The organism is Bacillus sp. JNUCC-21, assembly GCF_041222765.1.
Classification (GTDB): domain Bacteria; phylum Bacillota; class Bacilli; order Bacillales; family Bacillaceae; genus Bacillus; species Bacillus velezensis.
In genome coordinates this window covers 3,721,230-3,733,603 of the sequence record NZ_CP166019.1, presented here as the reverse complement: position 1 = coordinate 3,733,603, position 12,374 = coordinate 3,721,230, and the positions used below count along the sequence as shown (strand labels likewise).

At 46.6% G+C, this 12,374-nt stretch carries 11 protein-coding genes and 1 pseudogene; 7 read left to right on the top strand and 5 right to left on the bottom strand.

All coding sequences use genetic code 11. From position 1 onward, the window contains the following. The first annotated feature begins 180 nt into the window (after nt 1-180). On the top strand, nt 181-1,758 hold the full coding sequence (gene ggt, locus JNUCC21_RS18910; protein ID WP_072589648.1) for a gamma-glutamyltransferase: 1,578 nt from the start codon (nt 181-183) through the stop codon (nt 1,756-1,758). A 10-nt stretch (nt 1,759-1,768) separates the two neighbouring features. Here the strand turns inward: ggt and JNUCC21_RS18905 are convergent. From JNUCC21_RS18905 to cotG, 3 genes and pseudogenes are all read right to left on the bottom strand, one after another. Then, nucleotides 1,769-2,062 (bottom strand): annotated as a pseudogene (locus tag JNUCC21_RS18905) (hypothetical protein); the annotation flags it as partial. Nucleotides 2,063-2,226: 164 nt separating this feature from the next. Continuing rightward, nucleotides 2,227-2,847 (bottom strand): flavin reductase family protein, encoded by a 621-nt coding sequence (locus tag JNUCC21_RS18900; protein ID WP_012118614.1) that lies wholly within the window; start codon nt 2,845-2,847, stop codon nt 2,227-2,229. A 156-nt stretch (nt 2,848-3,003) separates the two neighbouring features. Then, entirely contained in the window at nt 3,004-3,534 is a 531-nt protein-coding gene (gene cotG, locus JNUCC21_RS18895) for a spore coat protein CotG (RefSeq protein WP_194266089.1), read from the bottom strand. A 140-nt stretch (nt 3,535-3,674) separates the two neighbouring features. On the opposite strand from cotG, the gene JNUCC21_RS18890 reads away from it, so the two are divergent. The 3 genes from JNUCC21_RS18890 to JNUCC21_RS18880 all read left to right on the top strand — a co-directional run bounded on the left by JNUCC21_RS18890 (nt 3,675) and on the right by JNUCC21_RS18880 (nt 6,501). Next, nucleotides 3,675-4,769 carry a CotH kinase family protein gene (locus JNUCC21_RS18890; protein WP_025285385.1) on the top strand — a complete coding sequence of 365 codons (1,095 nt, stop codon included), beginning with the start codon at nt 3,675-3,677 and terminating at the stop codon, nt 4,767-4,769. A 122-nt stretch (nt 4,770-4,891) separates the two neighbouring features. Beyond that, nucleotides 4,892-5,785, top strand: coding sequence for a hypothetical protein (locus JNUCC21_RS18885; protein WP_015240724.1), 894 nt, complete (start codon nt 4,892-4,894; stop codon nt 5,783-5,785). Between the two features lie 41 nt (nt 5,786-5,826). After that, nucleotides 5,827-6,501 (top strand): hypothetical protein, encoded by a 675-nt coding sequence (locus JNUCC21_RS18880; RefSeq protein ID WP_007407530.1) that lies wholly within the window; start codon nt 5,827-5,829, stop codon nt 6,499-6,501. Nucleotides 6,502-6,549: 48 nt separating this feature from the next. Here the strand turns inward: JNUCC21_RS18880 and JNUCC21_RS18875 are convergent, their stop codons facing one another. Both JNUCC21_RS18875 and alsR read right to left on the bottom strand, forming a co-directional pair. Continuing rightward, a complete protein-coding gene (locus tag JNUCC21_RS18875; protein WP_025285383.1) occupies nt 6,550-7,881 on the bottom strand; it encodes an arsenic transporter in 1,332 nt (443 codons plus the stop codon). Between the two features lie 194 nt (nt 7,882-8,075). After that, nucleotides 8,076-8,984, bottom strand: a complete 909-nt coding sequence (gene alsR / locus JNUCC21_RS18870) for an acetoin biosynthesis transcriptional regulator AlsR (RefSeq protein ID WP_007407528.1) — start codon at nt 8,982-8,984, stop codon at nt 8,076-8,078. A gap of 156 nt (nt 8,985-9,140) precedes the next feature. Here alsR and alsS point away from each other — a divergent pair, with 156 nt between their 5' ends. The 3 genes from alsS (at nt 9,141) to JNUCC21_RS18855 (ending at nt 12,311) form a co-directional block, all read left to right on the top strand. After that, nucleotides 9,141-10,856 carry an acetolactate synthase AlsS gene (alsS, locus tag JNUCC21_RS18865; protein WP_150941476.1) on the top strand — a complete coding sequence of 572 codons (1,716 nt, stop codon included), beginning with the start codon at nt 9,141-9,143 and terminating at the stop codon, nt 10,854-10,856. A 60-nt stretch (nt 10,857-10,916) separates the two neighbouring features. Then, nucleotides 10,917-11,684, top strand: coding sequence for an acetolactate decarboxylase (gene budA, locus JNUCC21_RS18860; protein ID WP_003151318.1), 768 nt, complete (start codon nt 10,917-10,919; stop codon nt 11,682-11,684). 102 nt (nt 11,685-11,786) lie between these two features. Then, entirely contained in the window at nt 11,787-12,311 is a 525-nt protein-coding gene (locus tag JNUCC21_RS18855; protein ID WP_059367677.1) for an NAD(P)H-dependent oxidoreductase, read from the top strand. Nucleotides 12,312-12,374: the final 63 nt, after the last annotated feature.

The window sequence follows — 12,374 nt, the reverse complement described above, 5'->3', positions numbered from 1 at the left end:
GACATTATTGTATCATGAAACATTACGGTATGAAGGCAGAAATTTTTATTGTTTTCGATACGTAATGACTTAGAATTATTTCTTATCGAAAAGTAAATAGTGTGTGAGATTTTCTTTCAGGAATGTGGATGGCCGCGAAGCCGATTTTTATAATTGAGAAAATTTGTAAAGGGGCTTGCCATGAATACTTCAACCATCGGAACGAAACAAATGGTCGTCAGTCCGCATTATCTCGCTTCTCAGGCGGGGGCCGGCATTCTGGAAAAGGGCGGAAACGCGTTTGACGCGGCAGTGGCGGTCAGCGCCTGTCTGGCAGTCGTGTATCCGCATATGACGGGCCTTGGCGGGGATTCATTTTGGCTCACTTACCATAAAGAAACGGGACGAATCAAAGCTTATAACGGGAGCGGCCGTTCAGGGAAGCATGTGACGAGAGACTTGTATCGGGGCAGAGAAGCGATCCCTCTGCGCGGGACAGAAAGCGCCATTACCGTTCCGGGAATGGCGGACAGCTGGGATGCCGTGCTTTCGGCGTACGGGCGTCTTTCGCTCGCTGAGGTGCTGAAGCCAGCTCTTGATTATGCGGCAAACGGATTTCCGGTCTCTGCCGACCAATGCGCCCACACAGAACGCAATCTCGCTCTTTTAGCCTCGACGCCTTACACCTCGGCCATTTATACGAGAAACAAAAAAGCGCCCATGCCCGGTGAACGGTTTGTCCAAAAGGATCTGGCGGCCAGCTTGGAGCAGCTTGCCGAGAAAGGCAGAAGCGCTTTTTATGAAGGAGACCTCGCTCAACGCATCACATCCTTTTTGCAAAACAACGGCAGCCGTCTGACACTTGATGACTTTAAAGCCCACCGCGGCGAGTGGACGAACCCGGTATCCTCCGATTACCGCGGGTGCAAAATCTATCAGGCTCCGCCGAATTCACAGGGTTTTACAGGCTTAATGACGCTCAATATATTGGAAAACTATGATTTTTCTCAGATCGAACACGGTTCCTTTGACTATTATCATCTGCTGATCGAGGCGCTGAAGAAGAGTTTTCAGCACCGGAATGAAGTGCTGACTGATCCGGCATTTTCTCATATTCCGCTGGATCGGCTGCTTGATAAACGGTATGCAAAGCAGCTTGCGGAAGAAATCGGTAACGTGGCTGCGCCGGCGGTAAGCCGGCCGGTCGGAAGCGACACAGCTTATGCCGCCGTCGCCGATGCGGAAGGAAATGCCGTTTCCTTTATTCAGAGCCTCTATTTCGAGTTCGGATCTGCCGTTACAGCGGGGGAGACGGGCATTCTGCTGCAAAACCGCGGGTCATTTTTTTCGCTGGACGAATCCCATGTCAATACACTTGAACCCTGCAAGCGGACGTTCCACACCCTCATGCCGGCGATGGCCTGTAAAGAAGGAAAGCCTCACATCCTGTACGGAACTCAGGGAGGAGAAGGCCAGCCGCAAACTCAGACAGCGATGATTACGCGCATCATTGATTACAAAATGGACCCCCAGCAGGCGATCAATGAGCCGCGCTGGGTCTGGGGACGGACATGGGGAGAGGAGTATGAAGGGCTGAGGGTTGAAAGCAGAATCAGCCCTGAGACGAGAGAAGCTCTAAGGCAGAGCGGCCACCGCGTCGAGACCGTTGGTGATTTTGACGGGCTTATGGGCCATGCGGCAGCGATCGTCATTGATGAAGTAGGCTTTCTCAAAGGCGGGGCCGACCCGCGCGGCGACGGAGCGGCCGCAGGAGTATAGAGCTACGCTGACTGATGAAAAAAATAAGCACGCCAAGCGCGGCAGAAAGACCCGCGTAAAACGAATCGTACACATATTGCTTTTCCTCCCGCCGGTGCCGCCATTCCATTATGCCGCTGCAGCAAAATAGAAACAACTCCCGCAAATACGTACATTTCATTGAAAAAAGTCACCGCTGCGATGCCCGTAATAAGCAGTGTGATTTCGATTAATCGATATTGAGAACTTTGACGGCAAATACTTGAAACATAAGGCTGAGCAAAATAAATACGGCTGAAAAAATCAGTAACTGAATGAAATCCATCATCTGCCTCCTAAAAATGTGTCACTCGTTTCATACGGGTGATGGCCTTGTAAGTTTCGGCATTCTATAAGACATTAGGCTGAGTTACATGGTAAAAGACTCAAAAAGACCCCTTTCGAAAGGGGTCTTTTTGACTAGTTTCTTCTATTATAATGGTTCCTGCTTCAGGTCGGGCGGACAAGCGTATATGTCTTCCCGAGTCTGGCGTATTCATTCCCCGCGAGCCTTGCCGCAGGCTTCAGCTCATCTGTCCGTATGTAGCCTTTATCGGCGTCATATACTTGGTCATTCAAATGAAAACAAACGACTCTGCCGATGATGAGGTCTGTCGTCGTTTCTCCGCTGTCATTTTGGAACGGAAGATGGCGTTCGAGTATACATTCAAACCTCACTTTTGCTTCTTTTATACCGGGAACGCTGATGCAAGCGCTGTCTGTCACAGAAAGGTCTGTCATGCCAAGCTCACTGACATCAGGATCAAGCCTTGCCGCCGTTTTGTTAATGTCTTCAATAATGGACTCATCACTGACGTGTACGACGAATTCCCGATGAGCGAGTGCGTTTCTCGCGGTGTCTTTCTGCCGACCGTCCGCGCGGCTGACTGAGATGGCCAGAAGCGGCGGTTCTGCGGAGACAACGTTATAGAAACTGAAGGGCGCCGCGTTTACGGCGCCGTTGATGGATGACCGCGTAGTGACAAATGCGATCGGCCGGGGAACGACTGTGCCCGAAAGCAATTTGTAAGTGTCTTTTGCGTTCAGTTCGTCTGCTCGTAAGATATGCATGATTTCGGCCGCCTTTCTTTATCGTATGACCTGATTATACAGAAAGAAAATTCGGAAACACAACAAAAGAAAACCGGCTGCATATCTTATCACGTGGCATATATCTGATTGAGGAAAAAGGCTTCCGTTTAGCCGGCAGCCTATTTACGAATGGTGTTACTTGTAGTTTTTCTTTACAACCCAGATGTTCCCGTCTTTCCAGTACTCTGTTTTGCTGCAGTAATCGTCTTTTTTGCAAGGGTCTTTTTTCTGAGGACGATAAGGTTTTTTCTGCGTGCGTTTTTTCTTGCGGCGGCATGATTTCTTGTGGCTGCGAGATTTTTTGTGAGACCGGCATGATTTTTTACGGCTGCGAGATTTTTTGTGAGAGCGGCGCGATTTTTTATGGCTGCGAGATTTTTTGTGAGAACGGGACTTTTTATGGCTGCGAGATTTTTTGTGAGAACGGGACTTTTTATGGCTGCGAGATTTTTTGTGAGAACGGGATTTTTTATGGCTGCGAGATTTTTTGTGAGAGCGGCACGATTTTTTATGGCTGCGAGATTTTTTGTGAGAACGGGATTTTTTATGCTTGCGAGATTTTCTCTTCTTACTGCTTTTTGGTTCTTGGTACAAATAATCTTCCAATCCCTCGGTGCTTGCGGACTTTACTGCTTCTTCGATATCAGAATGGGAATAGTGGCCCATTTTGAAACCTCCTCATGATATATGTTTTAAGGATGCGATCCTTACTACCACATAGTACGCATGAATGAAAAAAGTGTATGTGTGATTCGCTGAGTTTTATATAAAAAGCACAGCCTAAATTAATACAGGGAGGTTTACTGATGAAAGACCAATCAACATTGCCTCTATACCAGCTGTTTATTCACCCGAAAGACTTAATGGAGCTGAAAAAAGACATTTGGGATGATGATCCGGTGCCCGCGGTGCTGAGAGTGAATCAAAAACGGCTTGACATTGATCTGGCGTACCGCGGCTCTCATATAAGAGATTTTAAGAAAAAATCGTATCACATCGCTTTTTATTCGCCGAAAACATTTCGCAGGGCGAAAGAGATACATTTAAACGCTGAATACAAAGATCCGTCGATGATGCGGAATAAGCTGTCTCTCGATTTCTTCGCGGAGCTTGGGACGCTGTCACCAAAGGCGAATTTCGTAACCCTGCAAATCAATGGCAGACATGAGGGGGTGTATCTTGAGCTGGAGTCAGTGGATGAATATTTTCTGGCGAAACGGAATTTGGCGGACGGGGCTGTTTTTTACGCGGTTGATGACGACGCCAATTTCTCCCTTGTCAGTGATCTGGAGCGGGATACGAAAACATCGCTCGAACTTGGTTATGAAAAGAAAACGGGAACGAAAGAAGACGATTTATACTTGCAGGACATGATCTATAAAATTAATACCGTTCCGAAGTCAGAGTTCAAGGGGGAGATCGTCAAACACTTGGACGCCGATAAGTATTTGAGGTGGCTTGCGGGCATCGTGTTTACCTCAAACTACGATGGATTTGTCCATAATTACGCTTTGTACCGGAATCATGAAACGGGACTTTTTGAAGTCATTCCGTGGGATTACGATGCGACGTGGGGAAGAGACATTCATGGTGATCGGATGGAGGCCGATTATGTCAGAATACAAGGGTTTAATACCTTGACTGCAAGGCTTCTGGATGAACCGTATTTCCGCAAAGCGTACAAACGGCTTTTGGAAGAGACGCTTCAGACCCGGTTTACCATTGAACATATGAAGCCGAAGGTCATGTCACTGTATGAGCAGATCAGGCCGCATGTCGCGAAGGATCCATATAAGAAAGAAGAGATGGATTGCTTTGACCGGGAGCCTGAAGTGATTTGCGAATACATTAAGGAGCGGTCAGCCTTCATCAGCAGTGAGTTAGAGCGGTGGAATATCTGATTTGGAAATGAAGAAAGATTTTTTACAAATAGGCTGGTGAATCAGTTCCCGAAAATAATCGTGATACGTATATATGCATTATGCTTTTTACATTATGAGAAAAATGACTAGGAGGACAATAGATGAAACGCAATACGAAGCGGCAGCGGTCTGATGACAACTTTTTGCATGCAATGGAAGGAAAAGTGATTACTGTCTACCGGGGAGGCCCGGAGTCCAAGACAGGGAGATTAGCAGACATTCAATCGGATTATATCGCTCTTCAGGTTGATAATAAAATCGTTTATTATCAATGGAAACACGTGAAAAGTGTGACGGAAAATACGAGTGAAACCGTATCGCCGGCCGAAGCGGCAGAATGTGAAAAAGCTGATGATTTTCAAGACCTGATCAGCCGGATGACCAATCGCACGGTGCAATTGAATCAGGGAGGTCCGGAATCGAAAAGAGGAAAGCTTCACGAAACAGGGGATGATTTTCTCGTGCTGGAAACAGAAGATGACGGAATTGTATATTTTAACGCCGACCATGTCAAAAGCATCAGCGCGGAACAAGAAGAGGACGGCCAAGAGGAGGAGCGCCCGGAATTTGAAATGGCTGATGATTTTCACGGCATATTTAAACGCCTGATCCACAAATGGGTATCCATCAACCGCGGAGGTCCTGAAGCCGTTGAAGGTATACTTGTGGATAATTCCGACGGCCACTACACTCTTGTGAAAGATAAAGAAGTGCTGCGGATCTATCCTTTTCATATCAAGAGCATCAGCGAAGGGGCAAAAGGAGCAGCTAAAAAAGAGGAGAATAAAGACGACGAGAATAAAGGTGAGAAAGAGAGCGCCGAAGAAGAAAAGCCGCATGAAGAAGAATCACGCGAAGAGCAGCGTACTTCCTCTAAAAAGTCGAAAAGATCATCAAGATCCGTTCGATCCTCAAAACGGGAGAAAGAGGTCTCTTATAGCTACGCCACTGTATTAAGGACAATAGATTATCGGTGGAAACGCGGCCGTAAATGATTGGAAAGATTGTCCGTAAACGCGGGAGAGGGGGGAATGAAATGGCTGGATTAAGCAGATTTCTGGATAAACAAGTCGATATTGAGATATCGGGGAATACGACATTTTCAGGAACTCTTTTGGATATCGGTCAGGATATCATTGTGATTCATGACGGCCGGACGTTTCTTTATATTCCGCTGCTGCACCTTCAGCGAATGACATTGACGCTCCCGGACGAAGAGAATAAAGAACCGTACGCAAGAAAAAAAAGTCCGCATCCCGAAAAACAGGAACATTCCTTTTCTTACCGGAATACCCTCCAGCATATAAAAGGCAGATTCACAGAAATATTTGTTACGGGAGACCGTTCCATTCATGGGTATGTGACAAGTGTTTTAAATGATTATTTTGTTTTCTTCTCTCCGGTTTATAAGACTCTTTTCATCTCGATGCATCATTTGAAATGGCTGACACCCTATTCCGATGAGCAGACGCCGTATACATTAAACAGTTCAGAGCTGCCGGTTGTTCCCGCTAATGTGCCCCTTGTCCGGAATTTTGAGGAGCAATTAAAAAGATATATCGGGAAGCTGATTATTCTGGATTTAGGAGATATACCGAATAAAGTGGGGCTGTTGCAGGATGTCTCAGATAATATTCTTGAATTAACCAATGCAGACGGCGATACTGTTTTTTGGAAATTGAATCATTTAAAAACCATGCACCTGCCATAAATGATAAAACTGCCTCTCTTATACAGCAGGCAGTTTTTTTCATGGGAGCTAAAGGTAAATCCAACTGATCCAGACATATAAAACGGTAATGGTAAATACGACGGTGAGAGGGACAACGATAATGGTCGTTTTGATATATTCTGACCAAGAAACTTTTTCGCCGTGCTGTCTGATGATATGCATCCAGATCAGCGTGGCTAATGTCCCGATCGGCAGAAGCAATGATCCGATATCACTGCCGATAATATTAGCCAGATAAATGATTTTTACGGTTAATGGGTCGATGGACATTTCAGTTAATGTCAAAGTGCTGATCATTAAGGCGGGATGGTTATTGAACAAATTAGAGAGGACGGATGTAGCAATGCCCATAATAGATGCAGCGTGGGCAATGCTTTGTGAGACATAAGGCTCAATAGACTGAACAAGCAGCGCCGTCAGTCCGATATTATGCAGTCCGTAGATGATAATGTACATCGTGAAGGCAAAAATAAAGATATGCCAAGGCGCTTTCCTTAATAAGTCTGCCGGTCCGATTTTTAAATAAAACCATCTCCAGCCAAGCAGGATGAATGAACTGATGACAGCCACGAGCGAAACGGATATGCCGTTGTAAGAAGCTGCAAACAGACTGATCCGGACGAACAATACAAATGCCAAAACACAAAACATGATGTTCGTACGGCTGTTTTGGGTCGGGTCTGGCGGAGGCTGAAGCGGATGATATCGTTTGTGTTCCAGCGAGTCAAAATGAACCGGAATATCGGGGAGCTGTTTCGGCAAACGGCGGTAAAAAACGGCAAACAGCAGAAAGGCCATAAACACCAGTCCCAGCGTGCCGGGGATAAACATCATATTGGTGTACAAATAAAGGTCCATGCCTATCATTTTGAGAGAAATTAAATTGACGATATTACTGACGCCGATCGGGGTGCTTGCCGCCGTCGCAATTAATACGCCGCTTATTAAATACGGTGTTTTCTGATGTCTTTTAAGTCCGAGATATTGTAAGACCAATAGTAAAATAGGAGTGGTGATTAAGACGCTGCCGTCATTATTCAGAAAGAGCGTCATTGAAAAACAGAGCAGGTTGGTCAGCCAAAAAAGCCGGATGCCCGATCCCTTGGCGCGGTGAAGCAGTTTGGCCGCCGCCCAGTTAAAAAAACCGAAGCTTTCCAGCGCGATCGCCATAATCATTGTGGAGATAATGGTGATTGAGGCTCCGGTGACTTTTGACCCTATATCCCCCAAATCATGAAAGGAAACGGTTCCGCATAACAAAACGAGAATGGCGCCCAGCGACGCCGGAACGGCTTCATTTAATCCCCCGGGTCTCCAAAATATAAAAATAATGGTCACAAAGAAAGAAATCAGGGTCAAAATGACGGTAATATGTGTAATGTGTTCTGCCTCCTTTTAGATGGGTCATTGCCGCCCCGTTATTTTTATCCCTCCTGATCAGTTGTACTGTATGTATACGGGTACAGGTCGTAAGGTGTACTGAGCGTTTCTACCAATTTAGTAAAATTCCATAAAAGCACAAAAAAAGAGGCTGCTTTCGGCGGCCCTCTTTTTTATGCATTTTCCTTATCCGCCTGCAATAAAGCCTGGCGTTTATTCATAATATCCAGAAAATGTTTCAGGATCGGATTTTGATTATCCTTGCGGTAGGCAATGACCCATTCGGCCGTGAGCTGCACCTGATTAATGCCGCGGTAGGCGACTTCGAGATTAAACAGCTTTTTAGCAGAAGAAGGCACGAAGGTTACACCGATGCCGGCACTAACCAATCCGATCACCATTTGATACTCCGTCGCTTCCTGAACGATTTTCGGTTTGAAGCCCGCCTGCTCGCAGTAGTTTACAAACTCTAGGTATAAAGTCGGCCATGTTTCTTTCGACAGTGTGATAATCGGTTCATTTTTTAAATCCTGAATGTCGATTGTCTGTTTAGCGGTAAGCGGGTGCTGCTTCGGCAAAGCCAGAATGCACGGACTGCTCTGCACCTTTTCCATATGTAACGCGGAATGCTGTAAAGGCGGATGAAGGATGCCGATATCAATGTTCCCCTTCAGAAGTTCTTCCTGCTGTCTGAAAGAAGAAATTTCACGCAGATCAAGCTTGACGGAGGGGAATTTTTCGCGGAATTCCCGAATGATCGGCGGCAGAAATTCATATGTGGCCGAGCCGACAAAACCGACGACTAGGCGGCCGAGCTCTCCCCGCGCCGTTCTCTGCGCCATTTCAATCGCTTTGTCTATTTCTTCGATCGCGTTTCTGCTGTGTTTTAAAAAACTTTCTCCGGCAGCTGAAAGCTCTACAACCCGTTTCGTGCGCTTTAATAAGGTCACGCCGACTTCCTTCTCAAGCTGTTTGATCTGCTGGCTGAGAGGCGGCTGTGTCATATTTAACCGAAGCGCAGCTTTGCCGAAATGAAGTTCTTCGGCAACGGCAATAAAGTATTGAAGATGGCGAAGCTCCATCCTTATCCATTCCTTTCTCTTTGTTAATTATTCGTGAAACATATTAATCATACGGCGAATTGATATTGGAGGTCAATTTCCAAAGAGTGTATAGTGAATAATATCACAAATTACTTAAAATTTTATATTTAATATGCATAATAAGGAGTGAGGGTGTTGGCAAAAGCAACAAATGAACTAAAAACCTCTGGAAAAAATCGGGGGGCGGAGCTTGTTGTTGATTGCTTAGTGGAGCAAGGTGTCACACATGTTTTTGGCATTCCGGGTGCAAAAATTGATGCAGTATTTGATGCGTTAAAAGATAAAGGACCTGAACTGGTTTTATGCCGTCACGAACAGAACGCTGCATTTATGGCTGCGGCTGTCGGAAGACTGACTGGAAAACCAGGCGTTTGTCTCGTTACTTCAGGCCCGGGGGCATCCAACTTGGCGACCGGCTTGTTAACGGCTAATACAGAAGGTGATCCGGTAGTGGCGCTGGCGGGTAACGTAATTCGCGCAGACCGGTTAAAACGGACACACCAATCATTGGACAATGCGGCGCTATTTCAGCCGATTACAAAATACAGTGTAGAAGTACAGGAAACAGGGAATATACCAGAAGCGGTAACAAACGCCTTCAGGGCAGCGTCAGCAGGTCAGGCAGGCGCGGCTTTTGTGAGCTTTCCGCAGGATGTTGTGAATGAAATCACAAACGTGAAAAACGTTCGCAGCGTGCCGGCGCCGAAACAAGGCCCTGCACCGGAAGAAGCGGTCAGCGCGGCTATCGCGAAAATCCAGACGGCGAAACTTCCCGTTCTGTTAGTCGGCATGAAAGGCGGAAGACCGGAAGCGGTAAAACAAATCCGCAAACTGCTTGCCAAAACAAAACTGCCTTTCGTAGAAACGTATCAAGGGGCCGGCACATTGTCCAGAGAGCTGGAAGACCAATATTTCGGCCGGATCGGACTGTTCCGCAACCAGCCGGGCGATCTTCTGCTTGAACAGGCGGATGTCGTATTAACGATCGGTTATGATCCGATTGAATACGATCCGAAGTTCTGGAACGTAAACGGTGACCGTGCTATTATCCATCTTGACGAAATTCAGGCCGATATCGATCATGCCTATCAGCCGGAATTAGAGTTATTAGGCGATATCGCCGCTACGGTTAAACAAATTGAACACGACGCTGTGACATTTGATATGGGCAGCCGTGAACAAGAAGTGCTGAGCGAATTAAAACAGATGCTTACAGACAGCGAGAAGGCGCCAAGCGACCATAAATCCGACAGAGTGCATCCTCTGCAAATCGTCCAAGAACTGCGCAATGCAATTGACGACGACGTAACCGTCACTTGCGATATCGGTTCTCACGCGATCTGGATGTCCCGCTACTTCCGCGCTTATGAGCCGCTGAAACTGTTGATCAGCAACGGCATGCAGACATTGGGCGTAGCGCTTCCTTGGGCGATTGCCGCCACATTGGTGAATCCGGGTGAAAAAGTCGTATCCGTTTCAGGAGACGGAGGGTTCCTGTTCTCTGCAATGGAATTGGAAACGGCAGTCCGCTTAAAAGCGCCGATCGTTCACCTTGTATGGAATGACAGCACATATGATATGGTCGCATTCCAGCAAATGAAAAAATATAACCGTACATCATGCGTAGATTTCGGAAACATTGACATCGTAAAATATGCAGAAAGCTTCGGCGCCACCGGCTTGCGCGTTGAGTCACCGGAACAGCTGGCAGACGTGCTGCAAAAAGGCTTGAACACAGAAGAAGGCCCTGTCATCATTGACATTCCTGTCGATTACAGTGACAATGTCCATTTATCAAGTGACATGCTTCCGAAGCAATTCAAAGAAAAAATGAAAGCAAAAGCTCTCTAGCACTCTGCGCACCATGACCTGTTTTTTAAAACAGCCCAATTTAAAAGGAGTGAAGGGAATATGAAAAACGCAAGCGACATCCATATGATGAGCCGCGGAGAAAAAGGCTCACCTGAGGATCAGATCTATCAAGTATCCACAATGACATCTCTGCTGGACGGAGTATATGACGGAGATTTTGATATGGCTGACATTCCGAAGTTCGGTGATTTCGGAATCGGCACGTTCAACAAACTGGACGGCGAATTAATCGGATTTGACGGAGAATTTTACCGTCTGCGCGGCGACGGAACGGCTACGCCTGTTAAAGGCGGAGACCTGTCACCATTCTGCTCATTCACATTTTTCACGCCGGATATGACGCATACGATCGACGGCGAAATGACCCGTGAAGAATTCGAGCAGGAAATCGCCAGCCTTCTGCCTAGTAAAAACTTATTTTATGCGATCCGTTTAGACGGCGTATTTAAAAAGGTGCAGACAAGAACGGTAGAACGCCAGGAGAAACCGTACGTTCCGATGATCGAAGCGGTGAAAACACAGCCTGTGTTCAACTTTGACGACATTCAGGGTACAATCGCCGGCTTCTGGACGCCGGGTTACGCAAACGGCATCGCTGTTTCCGGATATCACCTGCACTTCATTGATGAAGGACGCAATTCCGGCGGACACGTGTTTGACTATGTCATTAAAGATTGTAAAGTGACCATTTCTCAAAAAATGAATATGAACCTCAAGCTTCCGAATACGGCGGACTTTTTCAACGCAAATTTAGATAATCCGAATTTTGCGAAGGATATCGAAACAACCGAAGGAAGCCCGGAATAAATTAAAAAAGAAAGCCCCATTTTTCTCGGGGGCTTTCTTTTTATTTGGCTGAACCGGCAAAGATTAGGTAAAATACAGTCAAAAGGGAAAGGTGTGGTAGCTGTGAAAGTATTGGTATTAGCGGTTCATCCTGACATGAACAACTCAGCGGTCAATAAGGCGTGGACAGAAGAATTAAAAAATCATGATGAAATCACGGTCCGTGAGCTTTATAAAGAATATCCGGACGGGAAAATAGATGCGGAAAAGGAACGGCAGCTGTGTGAACAGTATGACCGGATCGTATTTCAATTCCCGCTGTATTGGTACAGTGCGCCTCCGCTTTTAAAAACATGGATGGATCATGTGCTGGCGTATGGCTGGGCTTACGGCTCCAAAGGAACGGCGCTGCACGGCAAAGAATTGCTGCTGGCTGTTTCCGTAGGTGCCGGAGAGGATGCATATCAGGCAGGCGGGTCCAACCATTTTTCACTGAGCGAGCTCTTAAGGCCGTTTCAGGCAATGGCTAATTTTACGGGTATGACCTATTTGCCGGCTTTCGCGATGTACGGGGTAAGCAGCGCCGATGCTGCGGCTATCCGTGACAATGCAAAACGCCTGGCGGATTACATAAAGAAGCCATTTTAGAGTCGTATGCATTCATCTTCATCCGACAATATTTCCTGAGAAATATTTCGAACCTTAGACGTT